This window comes from Demequina salsinemoris (assembly GCF_000974805.1).
In the GTDB taxonomy this organism is placed as follows: Bacteria; Actinomycetota; Actinomycetes; order Actinomycetales; family Demequinaceae; genus Demequina; species Demequina salsinemoris.
Window position 1 is genome coordinate 1 of sequence record NZ_BBQZ01000010.1, and the last position, 24,750, is coordinate 24,750.

The following is a 24,750-nucleotide window of genomic DNA, read 5'->3' on the forward strand; positions in this document are numbered from 1 at the left end:
CGGGCGTTCGGACCTCTCGAACGGGGTCATGCTGTGCACGCGCTGCCACCACGACATCCACACCCAGGGCTGGGACATCCGCGTCGACGGCCCGCGCGTATGGTTCATCCCGCCACCGTCGATCGACCCCGCCCGCACCCCCATCCTCGGCGGCATCGCAGCACTCGAGACCGAAGCCGTCGCCGCGCGTCACGCCACGCCACGCGCCACAGACACCCCTGAGACGCGAGTCGGACGAGCCTCGGTCCGCGCTGCGTAGGAAGCGCCCTGTCTCAAGCCGTCGACGGCGGAACCGCCGCGGACGAGCGACGTCAGCGCAGGAAGCGGTCCACGAGGGTCTCGGCGAGGCCGACGTAGCCGCCGGGGGTCAGCGCCGCGAGGCGGTCCTTGGTCTCGGTGGGGAGCTCGAGGCCGTCCACGAACGTGCGGATCGACTGCGCGTCGATCTGCTGGCCCCGCGTGAGGTCCTTGAGGCGCTCGTACGGATTCTCCATGCCGGGCACTCCTGCGATCGAGGCGGCGCGCATCGCCGACTGGATCGGCTCGGCGAGCACCTCCCACGACGCGTCGAGGTCGGCGGCTAGCTGTGCCTCGTTGACGGTCAGCGCCTTGAGGCCGCGACGGACGTTGTCGATCGCGAGCAGCGAGTGCCCGAACGCGGGGCCGATGTTGCGCTGGCTCGACGAGTCGGTGAGGTCGCGCTGCATGCGGCTCGTGACGAGCGTCGCGCCCAGGGTGTCCAGCAGGGCCGCCGAGATCTCCAGGTTCGCCTCGGCGTTCTCGAAGCGGATCGGGTTGATCTTGTGCGGCATCGCCGACGACCCGATGGCACCCGCGACCGCGGCCTGCGCGAAGTAGCCGAGCGACACGTAGGTCCACACGTCGGTCGCCAGGTTGTGGAGGATGCGGCCGAAGCGCGCGACGTCGGCGTACAGCTCGGCCTGCCAGTCGTGGCTCTCGATCTGCGTGGTGAGCGGGTTCCAGGTCAGGCCCAGGTGCTCGACGAAGGTCCGCGAGACGTCGATCCAGTCCGTGCCAGGGACGGCAGCGGTGTGCGCGCCGAAGGTGCCCGTCGCGCCGTTGATCTTGCCGAGGTACTCCTGACGGCCGACGCGGTCGAGCTGGCGACCCAGCCGGTGCGCGAGGACCGCGAACTCCTTGCCGAGCGTCGTCGGCGTGGCCGTCTGACCGTGCGTGCGCGACAGCATCGGGACGGCCTTCGCGGCCCGAGCAAGGTCGGCGACGTCGCCGACGAGCGCGGTCGCGGCGGGAAGCCAGACGCGCTCGACAGCGCCCTTGACCATGAGCGCGTACGAGAGGTTGTTGATGTCCTCCGACGTGCACGCGAAGTGGACCAGCTCGCTCAGCGGGGCGAGCGACGTGCCGTCGATGCGGCGCTTGATGTAGTACTCGACCGCCTTGACGTCGTGGATCGTGACCTTCTCGATCTCTCCGTGCTCGGCGATGCCCGCGGCATCGAAGCCGGCCGGGATCGAGCGCAGCAGAGCGATCTCGTCATCCGTCAGCGGGCGCACCCCAGGAACGGCGTCCTTCGCGCACAGGTGGATGAACCACTCGACCTCCACGTGGAGGCGCATGCGGTTGAGCGCGGGCTCCGAGAGGTGGTCCACCAGGTCAGCCACCGCGCCGCGGTAGCGACCGTCGAGCGGCCCGAGGGCGATGGTGGGGGTGATGTCGGCGAGGCGGGTCCAGTCGTTCACGTCGTCATTGTTCCACGGGGCGTCGAAGCACGGCCCGCGCGAGGTCGAGGACGGCGCGAGGTCGAGGACAGCGTGGTGGCGGGGACAGCCCGGTGGCGGGGACAGCGTGGCGGCGCGGCGGCGCGGCGGCGCGGTGGCGGGGACGGCGTGGTGGCGCGGACGATGCGCCAGGTCGCCCCGGCATCGTCCTGGCGCGTCAGCGCTTCTCGGCCCCAGGCACCACCGCGGTGAGGACCGCGGACGTGACGGCGATGACGATCGCCGCGAGCAGACTCATCCAGAAGTCGCCGATCTCGAGCGTCGCGAACGACACCTGCTCCGTGATCCACGAGGTGAGCCACAGGATGAACCAGCTGATCACCAGGCCGAACAGTCCGAGCGTAAGGATCTTGATGGGCAGGCCCAGAACGTCCAGGATCGGCTTCACGAACTGGTTGAGCACGGTCAGCACGAGCCCGACGAACGCGAACACGAGCGCGCGGTGCCACCATTCGTCCCCCTCACCGCCGATCACGGTGACGTCGAGGGGCAGGAGCGTGACGACCCAGACGGCGACAGCGGTGATGGCGACTTCGAGGAGGAACTTCATGCGGCCGATTCTGGCACGAGTGGGGCAACGACTGGCATGGTGGACACATGACCACTCCTGCACCCCGTCCCGTGATCGCCTCCCTGCCCCGCTACGTCCCGGGCGCGCGAGGAGCGGAGGACGGCCCGGAGCCCATCAAGCTGTCGTCCAACGAGATGCCGTACGGCCCGCTGCCGAGCATCGTCTCCATCGTCGAGCAGGCGAGCGAGCAGATGCACCGCTACCCCGACATGATGGCGACCGACATCACCGAGGCGATCGCGAAGCATGTCGGGGCCCGACCCGCCCAGGTCGTCACGGGCGGCGGCTCCGTCGCCGTGCTGAGCCACATCCTCCAGGCGTACACCGGCCTCGGCGACGAGGTCATGTTCGCGTGGCGCAGCTTCGAGGCGTACCCCATCCTCACGCAGCTCGTCGGCGCGACCCCGGTGACGGTGCCCCTCGACTCCGAGGCGCGCCACAACCTCCCCGCGATGGCCAACGCCGTGAACGAGCGCACCAAGGTCGTCCTGCTGTGCTCGCCGAACAACCCGACGGGTCCCACGATCCGCGTCGACGAGTTCGAGGAGTTCATGGCCGCGGTTCCGCAGACCGTGCTCGTCGTGCTGGACGAGGCGTACGGCGAGTTCGTCCGTGACCCCGACGCGGTCGAGGGCACCGAGGTCCTCGAGCGTCACCCCAACCTGGTTCTTCTGCGCACCTTCTCCAAGGCCTACGGGCTCGCCGGCCTCCGCCTCGGCTACGCCGTCGCCTCCGACGAGGTCGCCGCGAACATCCGCACGTGCGTCACCCCGTTCTCCGTGAGCTCGGTCGCGCAGGCCGCCGGCATCGCGTCGCTCGCGGCCAAGGACGAGCTGCTCGAGCGCGTCGCCGAGATCGTCGCCGAGCGGCACCGCGTCGCCGACGCCCTCCGCGAGCAGGGGTGGACCGTGCCGGACGCGCAGGGCAACTTCGTGTGGCTCGGCGTGCGCGAGGGGACCGAGGACCTCGCCGCCGCGATGGCGAACGCCTCCCGGCCCTTGCTCGTGCGCCCGTTCGCGGGTCACGGCATCCGCATCACCATCGGCTCGCCTGAGGAGAACGACGCGCTCATCGAGGCGCTCGCCGCCTACCCCGAGAAGGGCTGAGCGGCGCGCGTCACCATCCCGCGCGCCGGCGCCGCATGCACGTGAACGAGGACGTCCGACCCGCTCCGCGTACACTTGTGAGGCGCGTTCGGACCCGACATGCGCGACGTTCGGACCTGAGAAGTGCGACGTCCGGACCTGAGAAGCGCGAGAGGTGAGCCCAAGTGAACCCCCCGCCCCCCGTGTCCTTCGCGATGCCCGTCCTCAACGAGGAGGCGTATCTGCGCGAGGCCGTCGAGTCGATCCTCGGACAGCAGGACGCCGTCGTCGACGAGGTGCTGCTCGTGCTCGGCCGCTCCACGGACCGCTCCGATGAGATCGCGCGGGAGCTCGCTGACGAGGACAGCCGCATCCGGCTGCTCCGCAACGAGCGCGACGGGATCTCTCGCTCGATCAACATCGCGCTCGCCGAGGCGCGCAATGAGATCGTCATCCGCGTCGACGCGCACGCGGTGCTGCCCGTCGACTACGCGGCGATCACGGTCGCCGCGTTGCTCGAGCACGGCGCGGCGAATGTGGGCGGGCGCATGCACGCCGAAGGGCTCGACCCGTTTCAGAGCGCCGTGGCCTGGGCCTACAACTCGCCGTTCGGCCTCGGCGGGGCGATCTATCACGTCGGCGGCGAGGCCGGACCCGCGGAGTCCGCCTACCTCGGGGTGTTCCTGAGGGACGCGGTCGTCGGTGTCGGCGGCTTCGACGAGTCGCTCCAGCGCGGCGAGGACTGGGAGATGAACCAGCGCCTCCTCGCGGCCGGACACACCGTGTGGTTCGAACCGCGGGTCGATGTCGTCTACCGGCCCCGGCACACGGTCCGCGCGGTGCTGCGACAGTTCCACGCGTCGGGTCGTTGGCGCGGCGAGATCATCCGCCGCCATCCGACCCTGGGCAGCATCCGCTACTTCATCCCGATGACCCTCGTCATGGCCCTCGCCGCGAGCGCGGTGCTACTGTTGCTCGCGGCAATTCTGGGAGGCGGCATCGGTGCGGTGCTGCTGGCCCTGGGCCTGGTGAGCCCCGTCGTCTACGGACTGTTCGTGGGCGTCGCAGCGGCGAAGGCCCGCGACAAGGGATCCGCCGTCGCCGTACGTGTGTGCGGTGTTCTCCCCCTGATGCACTTAAGTTGGGGTTGGGGATCCCTCATGGGATTGCTGTTCCCCGTGCGGCGTGACAACGCCTTCGTGGGGCGATAGAGGAGCCGAATGAACACGACAGACTACGAGGCGCTTGCCCGCGAGCATGGGCTCGAGCGCGTGGGTGCTCGCCCGCCCCTGGGCGAGTACCTCATGGAGGCGTGGCGCAGGCGCAACTTCGCGATCGCGCTCGCCAAGTACCGGATCCAGGCCTCGCTGCACGACAGTCGGCTCGGCATGAGCTGGATCGTGCTCTTCCCGATCCTGCAGGCGGCGCTCTACGGCACGATCTTCGGCGTCATCATGCCCAGCGACACTCGGCCCGACAACTTCGTCCCGTTCCTGGTGGTCGGCGTCTTCACGTTCGGCTTCTTCTCGAGCTCGCTGTCGGGCGGCGCGAAGGCGGTCACGGGCAATGTGGGACTGGTGAGATCCCTGAGCTTCCCCCGCATCCTGCTGCCTCTCGCGCAGGTGATCCAGTTCGCGATGGAGCTCGTGCCGATGGTGATCGTGATGGCGATCATCGTGGCCGCCTTCGGCGAGCCGATCTCCTGGAAGTGGCTGCTCGTGGTCCCGATCTACGCGCTGATGGCGCTGTTCAACGCTGGCATCGCGCTCGTCGTCGCGCGCCTCACGGTCCATCTGAAGGACGTCACGCAGATCCTGCCGCTCGTCACGCGCCTGTTCTTCTACGTGAGCGGCATCTTCTACTCGCTCGAGCTCGTGCTCGCGGACAACCCGCCGTGGATGCTGACGCTCGCACAGCTGAACCCGGTGCACGACTACATCGCGCTCGTGCGCTACTGCCTGGTCGGCGGGACGGAGCTGCAGACGCTCGCCTGGGTCGTCGCGGTCGCGTCGGCGATCGTGACCGCCGCGTTCGGCATCGTGTTCTTCTGGAAGGCGGAGGAGAGGTACGGAAGTGAGTGAGCTCCCCATGGAGGCTCCCGCGCCGCGCGTGGGCGACCCCACCGTCATCGTCGACTCGCTTCACGTCGAGTACAGGTCCTTCGCCGGCGGCAAGCGGGCGGACAACAAGAGCTCCCTGCTCAAGCGGTCGCGCGGCACGCGCGTGGTGCATGCCCTCAAGGGAGTGTCCTTCGTCGCTCACCGCGGTGAGAGCATCGGCGTGATCGGGCACAACGGATCGGGCAAGTCGACGCTCATGCGCTCGATCGCGGGCCTCACGCCCGCCGCGTCCGGCGCCGTCTACGCGCAGAGCCGGCCCGCGCTGCTGGGCGTGAACGCGGCGCTCATGCCCGCGCTGACCGGCGAGAAGAACGTGATCCTCGGCGCGCTCGCGCTCGGCCTCACTCCCAAGGAGGCTGCGGAGAAGTACCAGGACATCGTGGACTTCTCCGAGATCGAGGAGTTCATCGACCTGCCGATGAAGACGTACTCCTCGGGCATGGGCGCGCGCCTCAGGTTCGCGATCGCGATGGCGCGCGAGCAGCAGATCCTCCTCATCGACGAGGCCCTCGCCGTGGGAGACAAGGGCTTCCGCGAGCGCAGTGAGGAGAGGATCCGCGCGATGCGCGATCGCGCCGGCACGGTGTTCCTCGTGTCTCACTCGATGGGCTCCATCCGCGACACGTGCAACCGTGTGATCTGGATCGACCACGGCACGATCCGGATGGACGGTGACCCCAAGGAGGTCATCCAGGCCTACCGGGCGTCGAAGTAGCACGACCGAGGCCGACCGATGTCTCTTGTCGCCTGGGTCGAGTCACCGCTTCAGCTGGTGAATGCGGTCGAGCACGCGCACGCCTTGGGGGAGCCGACGCGCATCCTCGTGAGGTCTGGGGTAGCGACGCTCGACGATGTCGCCGGCGCGATCGAGCCGTCGCTTCCGGAAGGGACGATGCTCGAGCGCGGCCTGGCATCGGCGTTCACCTCGCGCGCGGGTCGCGCGCGGAGTCTCCTCGCGGGCGACCTCTACTCGGGGCAGCTGCGCGTGGTCCTCGCCGCCGGCCCGGTCAAGGAGCTCGTCGTGGTCGATGACGGCGCCGCGATGCTCTCGCTCGCCGAGCAGCTCGCGACGGGTGCCGCTGCGACACGTCCCGCCAACGCCGAGGGGATCCTGATGCGCTCCCTCGGAGGCGTCGCCACCCGGCGCGTCAGGGCGCTCATGGCGGAGGGCAGGGTCACCGTGCGGACCGCGTACGACGACGCGGACAGCGTGAGGGCGCTCGCCGAGATGGGCGCGCGCGTGGTGCGCAACGACTACGCGTGGACCCGTACCGCGGCCGGGCGGCTCTCGGAGAATCTGGATGGCACGGTCGTCGTGGGCTCCGCGATGGTGGCGGACTCGCTTGTGAGGCCTGAGCGGTACCGCGAGTGGCTCGTGACGCTCGCCTCGGCGGGCGATGCGACCTACCTCCCGCATCGTCGCGAGAACGCGAGGGACGTGGCCGACTACGCCACCATCCCTGGGCTTCGCGTCTACCGGCCCGGCATCGCGCTCGAGCTCGTGCTCGCGCAGCAGCCGCGAGTGTCGAGGGTGGTGACGCTGCCGTCGAGCGTCGTCGCGACCCTCACCCATATCCTGCCCGAGACGGTCGCGCTCGAGATGACACCGGTGCCCGACACCTGGTGGACCGAGACGGCGGCCGCGGAGTTCCGCACCATGGTGCGGCGAATCGAGGAGAACCGATGACCGAGTCGATGGCCGATGTGACCGGCACCGTGGCGATCATCCCCGCGCGCGGGGGCTCGAAGGGGGTGCCAGGCAAGAACCTCAAGGAGGTCGGGGGAGTCTCGCTCGTGGGCCGCGCGATTCAGGCGGCCGCGCAGGTGGACGGCATCGACCTGGTGGCGGTGTCCACGGACGATGCGGAGATCGCCGCGGAGTCCCGGCGTCACGGGGCCGTGGTCGTCGATCGTCCCGCCGATCTGGCCGGTGACCAGGCGACCTCCGAGTCCGCGCTCGTGCACGCGATCGAGACGCTCCGCGCGCTCGGCGCCGATCCGAAGCGGCTCGCGTTCCTCCAGGCGACGTCGCCCTTCATCGACGTCCCCGCGCTCGGCCGCGCTGTGAAGGCGGTCGCCGAGGGCCGTGCCGACTCCGCGTTCTCCGCGGTCGAGACCTACGCGTTCCTGTGGCGCCGCACCGAGGCTGGCGCCGAGGGCGTCAACCACGACAAGTCGTTCCGTCCGCGTCGACAGGACCGCGAGCCGCACTACCAGGAGACCGGCGCCTTCTACGTAATGGACCTCGAGGGCTTCCTCAAGGCGAACCACCGGTTCTTCGGGCGCGTCGAGGTGATCGAGGTGGACCCCGCGACCTCGATAGAGATCGACGACTTGCACGAGCTCGAGCTCGCCCGTCGCCTGGCGGAGTCCGAGGCCGGCGCGACGCCGATCCCCGCGAAGGCGGTGGTGACCGACTTCGACGGCGTCCACACCGACGACACCGCGACCGTGACCCAGGACGGGATCGAGTCCGTCACGGTGAGCCGGTCCGACGGCATGGGCGTCGCGCGCCTGCGAGCGGCCGGTGTGCCCTTCCTGATCCTGTCCAAGGAGCGCAACCCCGTCGTCACCGCGCGCGCCGAGAAGCTGCGCGTCGACGTGCGCCAGGGGATCGATGACAAGCCGACCGCGCTGGCCGCGTGGTGCGCCGAGGTCGGTGTCGACCTGGCCGACGTCGTGTACATGGGCAATGACATCAACGACGTCGAGTCGATGCGCCTCGTCGGATGGCCCGTCGCGCCCGCGGACGCCCGCCCTGAGGCGATCGCGGTCGCGCGCGTGACGTGCGCCAAGCCCGGCGGCCGTGGTGCCGTGCGGGAGATCGCCGAGCGGGTGCTCGCGGCCCGCGAGGGCGCCGCGTCGTGACCGACCGCGCCTCGACCGGCGACCGCCCGATCCGCGTGGTCGGCGTCGCCGACTCTGACTCGTATCTCAAGTGGCTCGCCTACACGCTCGACCGGCTGCCCGAAGACTGGGACGTCTCGATCCACTCGCTGATCGGCTCGGCGACACCGTCGCCCGCGCAGACCGTCGCGCTGTTGGACGGCAGCTCGTTCGATCCTGAGCGCTGCACCCTCGTCGCGATCAAGGAGCTCGCCGCGCTGCTCGAGAGCGAGGACGCCGACGTGCTGCTCCTCGCGACCCGCGGCCCCGCCGCGTGGCTCGTGATGGAGAACGTGGTGGCGGGGATGACGCATCGTCCCGTCGTCGTGACAGGGCTGCCCGGGATCTCGATCCCGGCGCAGCGTCTCGGCACCGTGTATCGGTCGGGCGCCGACCTGTTCGTGCTGCACAGCGCACGGGAGGTCGAGGCGTACGAGGAGCTTGTCGGCGATGACCCTCTTCGGGGCACGTTCGCGCTGGCCACCCTCCCGTTCGCGGGACTCGGCGACAGATCGGCGTCGCCCAACGAGGTGCTCTTCGCCGCGCAGGCGCTTGTGCCGTATGAGCAGGAGGAGCGTGAGTCGATCCTTCGCGCGCTCGCGGACCTCGCGCGGGCCCGTGCCGATCTCGACGTGATCGTGAAGGTGCGCGCCGTGGCGGGCGAGGCGCAGACGCACGCCGAGACGTTCGCGTTCCCCGACCTGCTCGAGGGTCTGCGGCGTGGTGGCCTCGACGTCCCGCCCAACCTCAAGGTGTCCGGCGCGTCGATGCGCGAGCATCTGGAGCGCGCGGTCGGCGTGGTCACGGTGAGCTCCACCGCGGCGATCGAGGCGATCGCTGCCGAGGTGCCGGTGCTGATCCTCGGCGACTTCGGCGTGAGCGATCGCATGATCAACACGGTGTTCGTGGGGTCGGACACGATCGGCACGCTCGACGACCTCCGGGCCGGGGTGTTCCGCATGCCGGCCGAGGAGTGGCTCGCCCGGAACTACTTCCATCCCGCGTCCGAGGACGACGTGGTGCCGCGCCTGCGCGAGCTCGTCGCCCGTCGCCGGAGCGAGGGTCTGCCCGAGCCTCGGTCGATCGTGAGGGACGAGCTCGGATGGAGGAAGCGCCTGAGGGCACGTGCCGCGGCGGGCGACCTCGAGCCGGGCTCGCCCCAGGCGGTGCTGCTCGCGGTGACCACCCGTGTGCTGCGCGGCATCAGGTGGCGGCTGAACCGGCTTCGCCGTGCTGGTGACTGACCCTCGATGCGGCGAAAAGCGTGTCCGCACGTAGACTGGGAGCGCCCAACGGTGGCGACGCGGCGGCTTGGGCCACGCGTGACGCCTACGACAAGTTTCAGCAGGCGCCAGGAGCGGCAGCTTCGGCGAAAGGAAGACGCGTGACGAATTCGGTACGTATTGGCAAGCACGAGATCGGTGGAGACGCCCCGGTCTACGTGATCGCGGAGATCGGCCTCAACCACAACGGCTCGGTCGAGCTCGCGAAGCAGCTCATCGACGTGGCGGCCGAGGCGGGCTGCCAGGCGGTGAAGTTCCAGAAGCGCACCCCGGAGATCGCGACCCCCGAGCACATGAAGCAGACCCCGCGCGAGACGCCGTGGGGAACCATGACCTACCTCGAGTACCGCTACAAGGTGGAGTTCGAGCAGGAGGAGTACACCGAGATCTCGAAGTACTGCGACGAGAAGGGCCTGGACTGGTTCGCATCGCCGTGGGACGAGCCGTCGGTGGACTTCCTCGAGTCGATGGACGTGTGCGCGTACAAGATCGCCTCGGCGTCCGTCACCGACCTCGGCATGCTCGCCAAGATCAAGGAGACCGGGAAGCCCGTCATCCTGTCGACCGGCATGTCCACGATCGAGCAGATCGACAAGGCCGTCGAGACCCTCGGCAAGGACAACCTGGTCATCATGCACGCGACGTCGACCTACCCGCTTCCCCCCGAGGAGGCGAACCTGCGCATGATCGACACGCTCAAGGAGCGCTACGGCGTCCCGACCGGCTACTCGGGCCACGAGCCCGGCCTGCAGATCTCGCTTGCCGCGGTCGCGCTCGGCGCGGTCACCGTCGAGCGTCACATCACGCTGGACCGCACGATGTGGGGCTCGGACCACGCGGCCTCGCTCGAGCCGGGTGGCCTCAAGCACCTCGTGCGCGACATCCGCATCATCGAGACCGCCCTTGGTGACGGCGTGAAGAAGGTCTTCCCCGGCGAGCTGGCTCCGCTGAGCAAGCTCCGCCGCGTCGGGGCCTGATCTCCCCGCTCAGCTGACGCGAAGGCGTCCATCCTCCTCTCGAGGGTGGGCGCCTTCGTCGTACTTGTCCGCCGTCCCGCTACGATCGCGGGGTGAAGGTCTTCGTCCAGGTTCCTTGCCTCAACGAGGAGGCGACGCTCGCGATCGTGCTGGGCTCGGTGCCTCGCGAGATCGAGGGCGTCGACGAGGTCGAGCTGCTCGTCATCGACGACGGCTCGGTGGATCGGACCAGCGAGATCGCCCGTGAGCTCGGAGCGCACGTGCTGCGCCACGACCGGACGATGGGGCTCGCCACCTCGTTCCGTGACGGCCTCGACTACGCGCTCGCGCACGGCGCGGACATCGTCGTCAACACGGACGGCGACAACCAGTATCCGCAGGACCGCATCGGCGACCTGGTGGCGCCGATCCTGAGGGGCGAGGCCGACATCGTCATCGGGGATCGTCAGACCCACAAGATCGCGCACTTCTCGCCGTTCAAGAAGGCCATGCAGAGGTTCGGCTCATGGGTCGTCAACAAGGCCGCGGGCACTGACCTGCCCGATGCGGCGTCGGGCTTTCGCGCGTACTCGAGGTTCGCGATCTATCGCCTGAACGTCATCACGCAGTTCAGCTACTGCATGGAGACGATCATCCAGGCGGGAAACAAGCGGCTCTCGATCGCGTCGGTCGCGGTGGACACCAATCCGAAGACGCGCGAGTCCCGTCTGTTCGGGAGCGCGCTCGAGCACATGGTGAAGTCGGCGCAGGCGATCATGCGGTCGTACATCATGTTCCGACCGTGGACGGTCTTCATGTCGCTGGCTGCGATCTTCGGGGTGATCGGACTCGCCCCGTACGTCCGCTACGCGATCCTGCTGATGCTCGACGACAAGGGCAATCACTTTCAGTCGCTCATCCTCGGCGCGGTGTTCGTGATGGGCTCGTTCCTGTCCCTGGCGCTCGGCGTGCTCTCGGACCTGCTCAAGACCAACCGCACCCTTCATGAGCAGGCGCTCGAACGGCTCAAGGAGCAGCAGTACGGGCCGGCGGTGCCCGCGTCGCCGCAGTCGCGCCGGGACTGAGCCCCGGTGCCGCGCGGCCTTTGCCGGCCTGCGTCGGGACGGCCGTCGGGCCCGGTCCTCGAGCGCGCCGACGGGCTTCATGCGACCCTCGTGGTGCGCGGCGCACGGGGTGTCGTTTGCAACCTACGGAACCGTAGCCTACGCTTGCGTAGGTTAGCGCGCGACCCTGCGCGCCCTCGATCTGCAGGGGAGTTCACTGTGGAAGCTTTGGGACCGCTGAGCGACAACGGGCTCGTCCGTCTTCTCGATGCCGACGGCACGCGCGTCGCCGACCCGGACTGGGAGCCGTACGCCGAGCACCTCACGCCCGAGGCGCTCCGCCTCGCGTGGCGCCTCATGACCCTCACGCGCGCCTTCGACGCCGAGGCCACGAGCCTCCAGCGTCAGGGCGAGCTCGGGCTGTGGGTGTCGTGCCTGGGCCAGGAGGCCGCCCAGATCGGCTCGGGCACCGCGATCCGCGAGCCCGACTACGTCTTCCCCAGCTACCGCGAGCACGGCGTCGCGCTCACCCGCAGCGTCGATCTGCCCCAGATGCTCACGCTGTTCCGCGGGCTCGAGCACGGCTCGTGGGACCCCGCGCAGCACTCGTTCCACCTGTACACGCTCGTGATCGGCGCGCACACCCTGCACGCGACCGGCTATGCGATCGCGATGGACCGCGACGGCCTTGTCGCGTCGGGCAACCCCGACAAGGACGGTGCGGTCGTCTGCTACTTCGGCGACGGTGCGACCAGCCAGGGCGACGTCAACGAGTCCTTCGTGTTCGCGGCGGTCAACAATGCGCCCATCGTCTTCTTCATCCAGAACAACCAGTTCGCGATCTCCGAGCCGACGACACGTCAGTCGCGCGTCACGCTCGCGCAGCGCGCCGACGGCTTCGGCATCCCACGCGTGCGCGTCGACGGCAACGACGTGATCGCCGTCCACGCCGTGACCCAGTGGGCGCTTCGCCACGCGCGCGCAGGCCAGGGTCCCGTCCTGATCGAGGCCTTCACGTACCGCATGGCCGCGCACACCACCTCGGACGACGCGACCCGCTACCGCACCCGCGCCGACGAGGAGAAGTGGCGTCAGCGCGACCCGATCGCGCGCCTCGAGACCTACCTGGACGCGATCGGTGAGCTCACGCAGGAGTACAGGGACAGCGTGGCTGCGGAGGCCAAGGCGCTCGGCAAGCGCACACGTGAGACAGTGAAGAGCTGGGAGCGCCCGCCGATGCTGGAGATGTTCGATCACATCTACGCCGAGCCGCATGCCCAGGTCGAGGCCGAGCGCGCCTGGTTCGATCGCTATCAGCAGTCCTTCATCGACGAGGGGAGCCACGCATGACCGACACGAACCACGGCGCACCCGAGGCGCCCGTGCGCGAATCCGCCGTCAAGACCATGACCATGGCCGGCGCGATCAACGCTGGCCTGCGCGCCGCGATGGAGCGCGACCCCAAGGTGCTGCTGCTGGGCGAGGACATCGGCCAGCTCGGCGGCGTCTTCCGCGTCACCGACGGCCTGCACAAGGACTTCGGCGGCGACCGCGTGATCGACACGCCCCTCGCGGAGTCCGGCATCGTCGGGACGTCGATCGGCATGGCGATGCGCGGCTACCGCCCCGTGGTCGAGATCCAGTTCGACGGCTTCATCTTCCCGGCCTTCAACCAGATCACGACGCAGCTCGCCAAGATGCACTACCGCTCGCACGGCCGCATCCAGCTCCCCGTCGTGATCCGCGTGCCGTTCGCGGGCGACATCGGCGCGATCGAGCACCACAGCGAGTCGATCGAGGCGCTCTTCGCGCACACCGCGGGCCTCAGGATCTGCTCGCCCGCGACCCCGCAGGACGCGTTCGACATGATCCAGCAGTCGATCTTCGCGCCCGACCCCGTCCTCTTCCTCGAGCCCAAGGCCCGCTACTGGGACAAGGGCGACGTCGACACCGACGCCGTGCGCACGCGCCTGGACGATGCGGCGGCCACGGCCGACATCGGTCGCGCGCGGGTCGCGCGGCCGGGAACCGACGTCACCCTGGTCGCCTACGGCCCGACGGTGCGCACCGCCCTGCAGGTGGCCGACGTCGCCGCGGGCGAGGGGACGAGCGTCGAGGTGATCGACCTGCGGTCCATCTCCCCTCTCGACATCCCCACGGTGGTCCGGTCGGCCAAGCGCACGGGCCGCGTCGTCGTCGTCCATGAGGCCCCCACCGCCCACGGCGTGGGCGCCGAGATCGCGGCGCGCGTCGGCGAGGAGGCGTTCTTCCACCTCAAGGCCCCCGTGATGCGAGTCGGCGGCTTCCACATGCCGTACCCGCCGTCCAAGTTCGAGCACGAGTTCCTTCCCAACCTCGACCGCGTCCTCGACGCCGTCGACCGCCTGATGGCCCACTAGGAGACCCGCGATGCCCACGTTCGAGTCGTTCCGCATGCCCGATGCGGGTGAGGGCCTCACCGAGGCCGACGTCGTCACCTGGCACGTCAAGGTCGGCGACACCGTCGAGGTCAACCAGCCGCTTCTCGAGGTCGAGACCGCGAAGTCCCTGGTCGAGCTCCCGTGCCCCGTCGACGGGGTCGTCACCGAGCTGCTCGCCGAGATCGGCGACACGGTCGAGGTCGGCAACGTGATCGCGACCTTCGACGTGGACCCGGGCGGCGAGGCCGCCCCGGCACCCGACGCATCGTCCCTTTCCAACTCCGTCGCTGACGCTCCTCACGGATCTGGATCTGACACGCCGGTCGAGATGGTGCCGCAAACGGTTGCATCCAGCGTGTCGCCGAGTGAATCCGTGCGGAGTGCAGGCGAGGTTGCAGGGCACGGGAACGATGCGGTGGTCGCCGACGAGCCTGCGGGTGCCGTTCTGGTGGGCTACGGCGTGCGCGCGGGCTCCGCGAAGCGCCGTCCCCGTCGCGACGACGCGCTCGAGCCGATCGGCGGCGAGGGCGACAGCGAGTACCCGGTGCTCGCCAAGCCTCCGGTGCGCAAGCTGGCCAAGGAGCTCGGCATCGACCTCACCACCATCACGCCCTCCGGGATCGGCGGCCTCGTCACGCGGGAGGACGTCGAGTCCGCGGCCAAGTCGTTCAGCCCGCAGGTGCTCGCGACCTACCCCGCCGACGACCAGCCGTGGCTCGAGTCGGGCACGATGACCAAGGACGGCCGTGCCACGCGCGTACCGGTGCGGAGCGTCCGCAAGCGCACCGCCGAGGCGATGGTCTCGTCGGCCTTCACGGCCCCGCACGTCACCGTGTTCCTCACGGTGGACGTCACCGAGACCATGAACCTGGTCGCGCGCCTCAAGAAGGACCGCGAGTTCGCGGACGTGCGCGTCACCCCGCTGCTGATCGTCGCCAAGGCGCTCCTGCTCGCCGCCCGCCGCCACCCCGAGATCAACGCGAGCTGGGACGAGGCCGCCCAGGAGATCGTCTACAAGCACTATGTGAACCTCGGCATCGCGGCCTCGACGCCGCGCGGCCTGCTCGTCCCGAACATCAAGGACGCGCACCGCCTGCCGTTGCACGCGCTCGCGAGCGAGATCCAGGACCTCACCGGGCTTGCCCGCGAGTCGAAGACGCCCCCGAGCGCGCTGCGCGACGGCACGATCACGATCACGAACGTCGGCCCGCTCGGCATCGACACCGGCACGCCGATCCTCAACCCCGGCGAGGCCGCGATCCTCGCGTTCGGCGCGATCCGCGAGCAGCCGTGGGTCCACGAGGGCGAGATCAAGGTCCGCTGGGTCACGCAGCTCGCGCTCTCCGTGGATCACCGTCTGGTGGACGGCGAGCTCGGCGCTCGCGTACTCGCCGACGTGGGCCGGGTCATGCAGGACCCGTCGCAGGGACTCGTCTGGGCGTAGCGCCCGAGCGCGTCGGCGGATGCCGTGCGCCAAGGACCGTGAACCGCCTGACGAGCGCCCCCTGGAACGGTGGCGCTCCGCAGTGCTCACGGAACCGTAGGCTTGTGGGGCACGATCCGCGGGCCGAGGTCCGGCCCCGGAGCCCGTGCGGACCCAGGAAGGCGGTGACATGAGCGACGTGGACCGAACGCCGGTCGTCGGCCCCGGCGGCTGCGTGCTGCACATCGGGATGATGAAGACGGCCACCACGTCGATCCAGTCGGTCGCCTCGGACCGCAGGCGCGCGCTGCGTCGTCACGGCGTCCGCTACCCGGGCGTGGGCCTCAACCACTCCGACGCGCTGTCGCCCATCCTGGGCACCTCCGGCGTGCGCCACAACACGGACCGGCAGAAGGTCAATTGGGAGCGTCTGCTCAAGGAGCGCGCGAGGCACCCCGACGAGCGACTCTTCCTCAGCTCCGAGCTCATCGCGGGGTGCCGGGTCTCGGCGATCGACCGCCTCGTGGAGGAGTTCGGGCCGGATCTGCATGTGGTGATCACCGTCCGCCCGCTCGCGCAGCTGCTCCCGTCCGCGTGGCAGCAGTACGTCAAGCAGCGCAACGAGCACGGCTTCTGGGTCTACATGAAGCGCGTCCTCGAGGAGCGACAGAGCACGTTCGGCAAGCGCGTGTGGCCGAAGTACGGGATGGCGAAGGTGGTCGCGCCCTGGGTCGCGCGCCTCGGCGCCGAGCGCGTGACCGTGGTGATGCTCGACAAGGAGAGGCCCGACGTCGTGTTCCGGGCCTTCGAGGAGCTGCTCGGCCTGCCGGACGGGCTGCTCGAGCCCTCGCCGGAGGGTGCGATGGTGAACCGAGGGCTGTCCTTCGAGGAGGCCGAGCTGGTGCGCATGGTCAACCAGCGCGTGAAGCAGGCCGGGATCACCCCGAAGGAGTATCAGGCGCTCGTGCGCTCCGCGCTCGTGGACGGTCTCATGGAGAGCCGCGTCCCCGGCCCCGACGAGCACCGCGTGTACCTGCCGCTGCGCCGAGCCCCGAAGGTGCAGCGCATCGCCGAACGTCACGTCGCGCGGGTCGAGGCGCTCGGCGTGAACGTCATCGGGGACCTCGCCGGCTACGCGCACGCTCCCACCCCCGCGGAGGGGTCGATCTATGCCGTCCGGATGGTGCCCGCTGCGCTCGTGGACGATGCGGTCGCGTGCGTACGCAGGGGACGCCTGTGGATCCCGCGGGGCTGGCTGCGGGTGTCGAGGCGGACGCCGGTCGCCGACGACAGGCCCCCCATCCCGCTGAAGGAGGCCGGCGACATCGTGGCGGCCGAGGTGCTCAAGCCGGGTCTGCGTCGCTGGCTCGCGGAGGCCGACTCGATCGGCCGTAGCGCCCGCGGAGCGCGCGACGCCGTGATGCGGGTCCGGCACAAGGTGCGGTGACCGCTGTGGCCGGCGAGGAGCCGACCACAGCGGGGAGGGCTCAGCCCTCGACGATGCCGCCCTCGAGCACGGTGTTGTCGTTCACGAAGTTCGGCTCGCCGTTGTCGTCCTCGAGCACCACGGTGCCGACCACGGTCACGTTCTTGCCGAAGGTCCAGTCGCCGTAGACGGTCAGCGAGGACGCCTCCTTGAGCGACGGGACGCCGTAGGGGAAGTGTCGGTCGAAGTCCTCGACGGTCTTGTAGTGGTCCGAGTCGAGGTCGATCGTCGGGGCCTTGCGGACCGCGAGCCGCAGCGCGCCATCGGAATCGAGCGTGTACGCGTCCGAGCGCAGCAGCAGCAGCTCGTTCGTCGTCTTGACGGGCAGGAAGCGGTCGCGGCCCACGACGATCGCGGTCGCTCCCTCGAAGACCTCGATCGCGGCGCCCATCGCGGTCTCGATCTGGAAGACCTCGGGCGACTCCTTGTCGGTGGGGTCCACGGTCTTCTTGTTGCGGATGAGCGGCAGGCCGAGCACCGCGCCGCGCTCGGTGAGCGCCTGCTTGAGCTTCTCGAGGTCCCACCACAGGTTGTTCGTGTGGAAGTACGGGTGGTGGAACTCGTCGGTGAAGAAGTGCATCTCGTCGTCCGCGGTCTGCGCGGTGTCGCGCAGGATGAGCTGACCGTCGGACTTGCGGATCGCGAGGTGGCCGCCCTTGCGGTCCATCGCGGTGCGGGGGCACAGCTCGGCCGCGTACGGCGCGCCCGACGCGGCGAACCAGCCCGCGAGCTTCGCGTTCGGCACCGCGCCGAGGTTGTCCGAGTTGGACACGCATGCGTAGCGGAAGCCCGCGTCGAGCAGGGCGTCGAGCGCGCCCGAGGCGAGGATCGCCGTGTAGATGTCGCCGTGGCCAGGCGGGCACCACTCGAGCTCGGGGTCCTGCGGCCACTCGGCCGGGGTGAGCCCGTCGACGAGCAGCTTGGGCTCCTTGTTCTGGAGGAAGTCGAGCGGGAGGCCGTCGATGGCCAGATCCTCGTGCTCGGCGAGCTCGGCGAGCGAGTCCTCGCTCGTGCGGAAGCTGTTCATGAGCAGCAGCGGCAGGCGCGCGCCCGTCGTCTCGCGCGCCTTCGTGATCTGCTCGGCGATGAGGTCGAGGAAGCTCTTGCCGTCGCGCACGGGCAGCAGCGACTTGGCGCGGTCCATGCCCATCGAGGTGCCGAGTCCACCGTTGAGCTTGATGATGGCGGTCCTCGCGAGCGCCTCGTTCGCGGCCTCGTCGGTGATCTCGACGTCCGCGAGCTTCGCGGGGTCCGTCAGCGGCTCGATCGTCTCCTCGAGGATGAGGCCCGTCGCGCCGGCCTCGAGCTCGCCGTAGTAGTGCGTGAACACGTCGATCGCGGCTTGGCTGACGCCGGCCTCCTGCATCTTCGTCTGGGCGGCCTGAAGGCCTGCTGCATCGCTCATGACACCGAGCCTAGAGAGTTCTGAGGGACGATGCGACCGTCTCCCCAGGGCGTTCACGCGCCGCTCACGTGGGAGGGCGGGGCTCCCCGGCCGGGGCCATGGGCCGGACTGACCCGCACCACCGCCTTCTCCCCACCCGAGAAGGTCAAAGAATGGTAAATTCACGCCGTGGAGAACAGGCGTTGGGAACCGCGTTCCCGTACCGACCTGGCGGACGTCTCGTCCGCCGTGCTGCGCTGGTCCGAGTCCGCCGTGGACTCGCCCGTGTACGAGTTCCTCGCGAGAAGGATCGCTCGCGACGAGCGCATGCTGCGCATCGTCGCGCAGATCGAGCGAACCCCGCCGCTCAACCTCCTGTTCGGCGCGGTCCGGCTGGGTCTGACCAGGGACGATGCGCTCGCAGCCTGGTATCCCGTGCTCGTGGGGGAGGGCGCGCGGCTCCCCGACGACGACCTGTGGGACGCCTTCCGCGCGTATGTGCTCGAACGTGAGGACGAGCTGCTCGCGATCGCCCTGGCCCGCCGAACTCAGACGAATGAGGCCGGTCGCAGCGCGGCGGTGCTCCCGTGGATCTCCGAGGCCGCGGAGCGGTTCGGCGAGGCCGTCCACCTCGTGGACGTCGGCACGTCGGCCGGGCTGAACCTGTGCCTCGACCGTTACGACCACGACTACGGCACCGGGATCGTCCGCGCAGGGCTCCCGGCCTCGACCGCGCTCACCCTCCATTGCGAGAACCGGGGCGACTTCGACCTCCCCGTCGAGACGCCTCCCATCGCGAGCCGCACGGGCCTCGACCTCAACCCGGTCGACGCGTCCGACCCGGCCCAGGCCGCTTGGCTCGAGGCGCTCGTGTGGCCCGAGCACGTCGACCGCCTCGACCGGCTTCGCCGCGCGCTCGCGATCCGCGCCGAGACTCCTGTCGACCTCCGCGCCGGGGACGCGATCGCGCTGCTTCCCACGCTCGACGACTCGCTCCCGCCGGGACCGATCGTCGTGATGCATACGGTCATGGCGTATCAGCTCACGCATTCGCAGCAGCTCGCCCTGGACGCGGCGGTCGTCGAGCTCTCGAAGCGACGCCGCGTCGCGCGCGTGGCCATGGAGCCCGCTGGCGCGCCGACCCACACCGCGATCCGCACGGGGCTCACGCGCGCGACCGCGGTGGCACGCGCGACGGCGCACGCGCACGGAAGGTGGCTGGACGCGGCGTAGGGATCAGCGGGGCGCGGTGGTCAGCGCAGCGCCCTGCGGACCCGTTGTCGGGATCGCCCGGTGCGGCGCGCGGAAGCGACGGGGCCGTGAGTGTTGCCAACGCCTGGTGTAGGCCTTCTGCAAGGTGCGCGTTCCGGAGCTGCCACCAGAGGAATCGTTCCTCGCGATAGGTCGATTTGCATCGACTTGCACGGATGAAGAATCCACAGATGGCGGGTCAGGGTGTGATGAAAGACACGTGTGGACGGGATCATTCTCAAATCCTGCGACAATCTCGGCATGCCAACGCTCTCAGATGCGAAGCTGAATGCTCGAAAGGTGTTCTCGCGCGCGCCCTCGGGAACCCGGAGGATCGACATCCAGGCGCTGAGGGCACTCGCGATCGGCTCCGTGTTCGTGTATCACCTGTGGCCGGCAACGCTTCCTGGCGGCTTCATCGGCGTGGACGTGTTCTTTGTGATCTCGGGGTTCCTCATCACGTCGCACATCATGCGCGATGTGGCGCGAGGCAGCTTCTCCGTGACGGCGTTCTGGGCGCGGCGACTGCGACGGCTCATGCCCGCTGCACTCCTCGTGCTCGCAGTCGTCACCGTGGCTACCTATGTCTTCGCGCCTGCGTCTCTCGCGCTCCAGCAGCACCGCGAGATCATAGCCGCGACGCTCTACTTCGAGAACTGGCGATTGGCCTTCGACGCAGTCGACTACCTGGGCGCTGACAATGCCGCGAGCGGGGTGCAGCACTACTGGTCCCTGTCGGTGGAGGAGCAGTTCTACTTCCTCTGGCCGCTGTTGATCGTCCTCGCCCTCGCAATCTCGAGGCGGTTGCGCATCATGCGCCCAGTGCGACTGGTGGCGCTGACGGTCGGAGTGGTGGGTCTCGCGAGCTTCGCCTACGCAGTCGTCACCACGGCAGCTTCACCGGCTTGGTCGTTCTTCGTAACGCCGAGTCGAATCTGGGAACTCGCGTTGGGCGCGGGCGCAGCGCTCGCATATGCGGCGTTCTCCCGGCGATCCGAGGGCGCCGTGTGGTGGCGTCGCACCGCGTCGATCTTGGGCTGGACTGCGATTGCACTCTCAATCGCCCTGCTCAACACCTCCACCCCGCATCCGTCCTGGCCGACACTTGCCGCGACCCTTGGTACTGCGGCGGTGATACTGGCTGGCGATAGCGCGAACCGTTGGAGTGTCGGCCCGGTTGCGAGCCTTAAGCCCGTTCAGTTCCTGGGCGACATCTCGTACTCCGTCTACCTGTGGCATTGGCCGCTGATCGTCATGGGTGCGTCGCGATGGGGCGACCCAGGACCCCTGCAGTCTGGAGCGATCATCGTCGCGACCGTGCTCGCGGCCACCGCTACATACGTCTCCGTGGAACGTCCGATGCAGATCCGATCGCCTCAAGTGATGGCCACCTTCCGAGGAGCGCTGGGAGTGACGGCGCTCGTCGCCGCCGTCATCGTGGGGGCGAACGCTGTGCCCGTGGCTGCGGACGCTCACCGCACGGCCGAGGTCGCCCGGTCCTTCAGCGACGACCTGTCTTCGGTCGGCGAGTGTGACGGCGCGATGGCGCGCGTGAACTCCGACCTCTGTGGCCCTCAGGTGGGCGGCGCGTACTCGCCTGAGATGGAGGACGCCGAGGCGAACTCCCTCGCCTACTACGACGCTGTGCTGGATTGCGACCCGAACGCGATCGTCTCTGCAAAGGGTGAGCTGTGCGACTACACGCAGACGGAAGCGTCCGGGCCGCTTGTGGTGCTCGTAGGGAACTCGCACGCTCAGCACTACTTGCCTGCCGTCGGAGCGATCGCAAAGGAGCATGGTTGGAACCTCTCGCTGCTGTGGTCGCCCGGCTGCGCCCTCGTGGACGCCCGCACCATGCAGGGAACCGAGCAGGACCAGCTCGACTGCCTCGACTTCACCGGGAGTGCTCTCGAATACCTGCAGGATGCCAAGCCAGCGCTGGTGATCCTCAGCTATACCAACCGGCAGTACGCTGATGCTACGGGCGAGGCCTCGGACCCCGTAGCGATCGATGGTGCGGCCCGCGCGCTTCAGACGATCGTGGACGTCGGTACTCCGGTCGTGGCCGTCAAGGACTCGGCATGGACTCTCATGGAGATCGCGACGTGTCTGGAAGTCGACTACGACACTGACCCTGAGGCGTGCACACGGGCACGACCCTCGGCCGTGGGCGACAGCCAGCTCGAGCGAGCCGCCGAGCGCTTCTCACCCGAAGAGGTCTTCGTCCTGGACCTGACGGATGCCTACTGCGACGACGACACCTGCTACCCCACCGGAGGCGGGATCCTTGCCTACCGCGACGATCACCATCTCACAGTGGAGTGGGCACGAACCCTTGCGCCACTCTTCGAAACCCGGATCCCGAGCAGCTTCATGCCCTAGCTGTGCTCGGTCATGACTGGCGTCATGAGGCAAGGGATGAGGCATCCGACATCGGCAGTGTCCAGGTCGTCGCCGAAGGAGGCCTCCGTTCGCACCACCGTCATGTCCCGTCGACCGTGGGTGGTCGCCAGATTCTCTTCGTGCGCATAGCTTCTAGCCGTCCCGTGGCGTGGGCGGACGCGCCACGGTTGTTCGATATCCATGTGAAGAGGATCGGCCAAATCCCGTCGAAGGAGGATGGCGAGCCTGCGGGCGATACGACAAGGTCCGCGGCTGGGGCAACGGGTTCGGCGACGTCCATGTCGCGGTCGACGACCACTCCCGCCTTGTGTTCGTGCAGCTCCTCACCGACGACACCGGACCGGACTGCGCGGCCTTGCTGGCCGACGCCCCCATGTTCTGCTCCAACCAAGGGATCCGGGTCCGCGAGGACAAGACCGACAACGCGAAGAACGATGTCCGAGCCCAGGCCTTTGGGGAGACCCTGACGCGCATCGAGGCCAAGTACCGAGGCACCCGGCCCTGCCCACCATGGCAGAACGGCAAGACCGACCGCGTCGACGGCACCCTGCAAGAACGCTGGGTCGACCGAGGGCCTACCCCGATCAGCCGAGTGACACCAACCTGCTGACCGAGCACATCTAGAGTGCCCTGCGCACCCGGGTCACGACCGCAGCACCAATCCTGCGAAGCCCGTGCTTGGTCGCCGGGCTCGGAGGCGGCGGTGCCGCGGCGGCGTGCGCCGCTTCCAGCATGGCGGCGAGCAGCGGCAGGTCGCGGGACGCGTCGCCCGAGAGCGTCGTGGCCTCGCCGTCGTGGCCGACCGCGACGGCGGTGGCGTCTGAGAGCGCGGCCGCGAGCGCGAGCTCCCACGAGGGGCCACCGACGACGGCTCCTGCGCTCGTGAGCGCGAGGGCGGCGTGAGGCAGCGTGACGACCGTCCAGGCCTCGTCGCCGCCGCACGAGGAGGCGACCGCGGGCAGATGCCGCGGGGCGGCCTCGGGGTCGAGGCCGAGGACGACGGGCGAGCCCTCGACCACGCGTGCACAGCCGGTGCGGGTGCGCACGGCGGCCCGATGCGTCCCGCGCATGAGGGGGGTCTCGAGGATCGTGGCGGTCCCGCGCGGCCCCGCGGACCCGTCGATACCCCCGACCAGGGCGGCCCTGACCGCGTCGGCGTCGAGCACGACGTGCTGAGCACGGGTGAACCTCGCGGGGTCGGGCGCGACTTGCAGTGCGTGGACGATGGTCTCGATCCTGCCGAGGTCGGCGGCCTTCGGCGCGACGGTGGCGGCGTAGTGCTCGAGCGAGTCGGGGATCACCGTCGTCGGCACGTGCGGGAACAGGTCGAGCACCGTGCGCATGGCGCGACTCGTCGCGTCGGGCACGACCAGCCCGTCGATCTCCTCACCACCCGCGCCCGCGACGAGGTGCGCCGTGAGGGCGTAGCGATCGCGGCGCGGGGGCTCGTGAACGGCAGGGTGGTACGGGTGCATCGCCGCTCCCAGGTCCACGACCGCATCGTCCGGGCCGATCAGGCCCACCCCGCCGGGAGAGAGGTGCGGTCCTGGCGTCACCTCGGGGATGTCGGCGAGGTTCGCGATCGCGAACGCGGTGCGTGCCTGCGGCAGCGCGCCCGATTCGAGGGCCGCCGTGTACAGCGCGAGCCCGGTGACGCTGCGAATGACGACGAGCCTCATGCCGTGACCTCCAGGCCGGCGAGCACGGGGCGCAGGCGCGCGAGCGACTGCGCGGAGAAGGCGGGCAGGGCCGCCTCGATGCTGTCGGTGGGGCAGGTCGCGAGCAGCGCGGCAGAGCGCGACGTGAGCTCGGCGGTCAGCGCCGCCGTGAGTCGACCCGCACGTTCCAGGTGGTAGTCGACGAGGAACAGCAGGCTGTGCGCCGCCTTGTCCACCGCTCGCGCGTTGCCGGACGCCGTCGCCATGCCGAGGATGATCTCGCTCGCGACGAGGAAGTCGAGCGTCGCCGCGTCGCCACGCTGGGTCAGCGCCGTCGCGTTGGTGCTCTTGCGGTAGAAGTACGTGTCGAGATCGATCGCGGCCGTGGAGCGCTGGTCCAGGTAGAGCTTCCAGATCCACGGCCGGTCGCTCGCGGTCCGCAGATGCTCGTGGAAGGCGTAGTCGGTGAGGTTCAGCCGTTCGAGGTCGTAGATGCCGGCCCAGATGTAGAGGTAGTTGAGGGGCGAGCGCGGCCCGGGCACCCCGAAGGCGTTCGCAGGGTCCAGGCGGATGCCGCGCTGCGTCTCGGGCGTGCGGGCGACCGTGCGCTTGAGGCCGTCCACGATGACGTGGTCGGTCCGAAGGAAGTCGACCTCGAGGTCATCGATCGCGCGGACCATCGACTCGAGGTGGTTCTCGCCGTACCAGTCGTCGACGTCGAGATATGTGAGGTAGCGCGCGTCGACGAGTCCGTGCAGGACGTTGCGGCTCGCGGCGACGCCGAGGTTGCGGTCGTTGCGCACGAAGTCGATGAAGGGCGACTCGGCGGCGGCGGCCTCGAGGATCTCCGGCGTCGCGTCCGTCGAGTGATCGTCGATGAACAGGAAGCGGTAGCCGTCGCGATGCGCCTTGCGCACCGACGCGAGGCACGTGGGAAGGAAGCGCTCAGCGTTGTACGCGGGGATCAGGACGTCGAGCTGGTACGAGGGCATCAGGTCGT

21 protein-coding genes and 1 pseudogene are annotated in these 24,750 nt (G+C 69.4%); 17 read left to right on the forward strand and 5 right to left on the reverse strand.

Features of this window, described 5'->3' with window-relative positions:
* Window positions 1–259: pseudogene (locus AOP78_RS15560) on the forward strand (hypothetical protein); the annotation flags it as partial.
* Between the two features lie 52 nt (window positions 260–311).
* Here the strand turns inward: AOP78_RS15560 and purB are convergent.
* Both purB and AOP78_RS14315 read right to left on the reverse strand, forming a co-directional pair.
* On the reverse strand, window positions 312–1,721 hold the full coding sequence (gene purB / locus AOP78_RS14310; protein ID WP_062206284.1) for an adenylosuccinate lyase: 1,410 nt from the start codon (window positions 1,719–1,721) through the stop codon (window positions 312–314).
* Window positions 1,722–1,917: 196 nt separating this feature from the next.
* Complete coding sequence (locus AOP78_RS14315) at window positions 1,918–2,310, reverse strand: phage holin family protein (protein ID WP_062206288.1); 393 nt, start codon at window positions 2,308–2,310, stop codon at window positions 1,918–1,920.
* A gap of 47 nt (window positions 2,311–2,357) precedes the next feature.
* On the opposite strand from AOP78_RS14315, the gene hisC reads away from it, so the two are divergent.
* The 13 genes from hisC to AOP78_RS14380 all read left to right on the forward strand — a co-directional run bounded on the left by hisC (window position 2,358) and on the right by AOP78_RS14380 (window position 17,015).
* On the forward strand, window positions 2,358–3,437 hold the full coding sequence (hisC, locus tag AOP78_RS14320; protein ID WP_062206291.1) for a histidinol-phosphate transaminase: 1,080 nt from the start codon (window positions 2,358–2,360) through the stop codon (window positions 3,435–3,437).
* A gap of 164 nt (window positions 3,438–3,601) precedes the next feature.
* Window positions 3,602–4,627: a glycosyltransferase family 2 protein gene (locus tag AOP78_RS14325; protein WP_152659585.1), complete on the forward strand. Its 1,026-nt coding sequence runs from the start codon at window positions 3,602–3,604 to the stop codon at window positions 4,625–4,627.
* A gap of 9 nt (window positions 4,628–4,636) precedes the next feature.
* Complete coding sequence (locus tag AOP78_RS14330) at window positions 4,637–5,497, forward strand: ABC transporter permease (protein WP_062206297.1); 861 nt, start codon at window positions 4,637–4,639, stop codon at window positions 5,495–5,497.
* Complete coding sequence (locus tag AOP78_RS14335; RefSeq protein WP_369401094.1) at window positions 5,490–6,251, forward strand: ABC transporter ATP-binding protein; 762 nt, start codon at window positions 5,490–5,492, stop codon at window positions 6,249–6,251. The genes AOP78_RS14330 and AOP78_RS14335 overlap by 8 nt, the downstream gene beginning before the upstream one ends.
* 18 nt (window positions 6,252–6,269) lie before the next feature.
* The gene (locus AOP78_RS14340; protein ID WP_062206303.1) at window positions 6,270–7,223 is read left to right on the forward strand and encodes a hypothetical protein; all 954 of its coding nucleotides are present in this window, start codon (window positions 6,270–6,272) and stop codon (window positions 7,221–7,223) included.
* Window positions 7,220–8,404, forward strand: coding sequence for an acylneuraminate cytidylyltransferase (locus AOP78_RS14345; protein WP_062206306.1), 1,185 nt, complete (start codon window positions 7,220–7,222; stop codon window positions 8,402–8,404). Before AOP78_RS14340 ends, AOP78_RS14345 begins: the two co-directional genes overlap by 4 nt.
* Window positions 8,401–9,666 (forward strand): DUF6716 putative glycosyltransferase, encoded by a 1,266-nt coding sequence (locus tag AOP78_RS14350; RefSeq protein WP_062206310.1) that lies wholly within the window; start codon window positions 8,401–8,403, stop codon window positions 9,664–9,666. Before AOP78_RS14345 ends, AOP78_RS14350 begins: the two co-directional genes overlap by 4 nt.
* Before the next feature lie 140 nt (window positions 9,667–9,806).
* Window positions 9,807–10,682 carry an N-acetylneuraminate synthase family protein gene (locus AOP78_RS14355; protein WP_062206312.1) on the forward strand — a complete coding sequence of 292 codons (876 nt, stop codon included), beginning with the start codon at window positions 9,807–9,809 and terminating at the stop codon, window positions 10,680–10,682.
* 92 nt (window positions 10,683–10,774) lie between these two features.
* Window positions 10,775–11,746, forward strand: a complete 972-nt coding sequence (locus AOP78_RS14360) for a glycosyltransferase family 2 protein (RefSeq protein ID WP_062206315.1) — start codon at window positions 10,775–10,777, stop codon at window positions 11,744–11,746.
* Between the two features lie 198 nt (window positions 11,747–11,944).
* The gene (pdhA, locus tag AOP78_RS14365; RefSeq protein ID WP_062206318.1) at window positions 11,945–13,075 is read left to right on the forward strand and encodes a pyruvate dehydrogenase (acetyl-transferring) E1 component subunit alpha; all 1,131 of its coding nucleotides are present in this window, start codon (window positions 11,945–11,947) and stop codon (window positions 13,073–13,075) included.
* Window positions 13,072–14,124 (forward strand): alpha-ketoacid dehydrogenase subunit beta, encoded by a 1,053-nt coding sequence (locus AOP78_RS14370; RefSeq protein WP_062206321.1) that lies wholly within the window; start codon window positions 13,072–13,074, stop codon window positions 14,122–14,124. The genes pdhA and AOP78_RS14370 overlap by 4 nt, the downstream gene beginning before the upstream one ends.
* 10 nt (window positions 14,125–14,134) lie before the next feature.
* On the forward strand, window positions 14,135–15,589 hold the full coding sequence (locus AOP78_RS14375; RefSeq protein ID WP_062206324.1) for a dihydrolipoamide acetyltransferase family protein: 1,455 nt from the start codon (window positions 14,135–14,137) through the stop codon (window positions 15,587–15,589).
* Window positions 15,590–15,758: 169 nt separating this feature from the next.
* Window positions 15,759–17,015: a hypothetical protein gene (locus AOP78_RS14380; RefSeq protein ID WP_062206327.1), complete on the forward strand. Its 1,257-nt coding sequence runs from the start codon at window positions 15,759–15,761 to the stop codon at window positions 17,013–17,015.
* Window positions 17,016–17,055: 40 nt separating this feature from the next.
* Here AOP78_RS14380 and AOP78_RS14385 read toward each other — a convergent pair whose 3' ends face one another.
* Window positions 17,056–18,459: a UTP--glucose-1-phosphate uridylyltransferase gene (locus AOP78_RS14385; RefSeq protein ID WP_062206330.1), complete on the reverse strand. Its 1,404-nt coding sequence runs from the start codon at window positions 18,457–18,459 to the stop codon at window positions 17,056–17,058.
* 168 nt (window positions 18,460–18,627) lie between these two features.
* Here AOP78_RS14385 and AOP78_RS14390 point away from each other — a divergent pair, with 168 nt between their 5' ends.
* From AOP78_RS14390 to AOP78_RS14400, 3 genes are all read left to right on the forward strand, one after another.
* Window positions 18,628–19,671: a DUF2332 domain-containing protein gene (locus AOP78_RS14390; protein WP_160297659.1), complete on the forward strand. Its 1,044-nt coding sequence runs from the start codon at window positions 18,628–18,630 to the stop codon at window positions 19,669–19,671.
* Window positions 19,672–19,911: 240 nt separating this feature from the next.
* The gene (locus AOP78_RS14395; RefSeq protein WP_062206336.1) at window positions 19,912–22,071 is read left to right on the forward strand and encodes an acyltransferase family protein; all 2,160 of its coding nucleotides are present in this window, start codon (window positions 19,912–19,914) and stop codon (window positions 22,069–22,071) included.
* A gap of 334 nt (window positions 22,072–22,405) precedes the next feature.
* The gene (locus AOP78_RS14400) at window positions 22,406–22,702 is read left to right on the forward strand and encodes a hypothetical protein (RefSeq protein ID WP_236685398.1); all 297 of its coding nucleotides are present in this window, start codon (window positions 22,406–22,408) and stop codon (window positions 22,700–22,702) included.
* A gap of 10 nt (window positions 22,703–22,712) precedes the next feature.
* Here AOP78_RS14400 and AOP78_RS14405 read toward each other — a convergent pair whose 3' ends face one another.
* Window positions 22,713–23,771 carry a hypothetical protein gene (locus AOP78_RS14405; protein ID WP_062206342.1) on the reverse strand — a complete coding sequence of 353 codons (1,059 nt, stop codon included), beginning with the start codon at window positions 23,769–23,771 and terminating at the stop codon, window positions 22,713–22,715.
* Window positions 23,768–24,742: a glycosyltransferase family 2 protein gene (locus AOP78_RS14410; protein ID WP_062206345.1), complete on the reverse strand. Its 975-nt coding sequence runs from the start codon at window positions 24,740–24,742 to the stop codon at window positions 23,768–23,770. Before AOP78_RS14410 ends, AOP78_RS14405 begins: the two co-directional genes overlap by 4 nt.
* Between the last annotated feature and the right edge of the window lie 8 nt (window positions 24,743–24,750).

Coding starts and splice junctions, on each gene's coding strand:
- AOP78_RS14315 (WP_062206288.1), bottom strand. CDS start 2,310: ATGAAGTTCCTCCTCGAAGTCGCCATCACCGCTGTCGCCGTCTGGGTC.
- AOP78_RS14385 (WP_062206330.1), bottom strand. CDS start 18,459: ATGAGCGATGCAGCAGGCCTTCAGGCCGCCCAGACGAAGATGCAGGAG.
- AOP78_RS14380 (WP_062206327.1), top strand. CDS start 15,759: ATGAGCGACGTGGACCGAACGCCGGTCGTCGGCCCCGGCGGCTGCGTG.
- AOP78_RS14405 (WP_062206342.1), bottom strand. CDS start 23,771: ATGAGGCTCGTCGTCATTCGCAGCGTCACCGGGCTCGCGCTGTACACG.
- AOP78_RS14330 (WP_062206297.1), top strand. CDS start 4,637: ATGAACACGACAGACTACGAGGCGCTTGCCCGCGAGCATGGGCTCGAG.
- AOP78_RS14375 (WP_062206324.1), top strand. CDS start 14,135: ATGCCCACGTTCGAGTCGTTCCGCATGCCCGATGCGGGTGAGGGCCTC.
- hisC (WP_062206291.1), top strand. CDS start 2,358: ATGACCACTCCTGCACCCCGTCCCGTGATCGCCTCCCTGCCCCGCTAC.
- AOP78_RS14340 (WP_062206303.1), top strand. CDS start 6,270: ATGTCTCTTGTCGCCTGGGTCGAGTCACCGCTTCAGCTGGTGAATGCG.
- AOP78_RS14370 (WP_062206321.1), top strand. CDS start 13,072: ATGACCGACACGAACCACGGCGCACCCGAGGCGCCCGTGCGCGAATCC.
- AOP78_RS14345 (WP_062206306.1), top strand. CDS start 7,220: ATGACCGAGTCGATGGCCGATGTGACCGGCACCGTGGCGATCATCCCC.
- AOP78_RS14410 (WP_062206345.1), bottom strand. CDS start 24,742: ATGCCCTCGTACCAGCTCGACGTCCTGATCCCCGCGTACAACGCTGAG.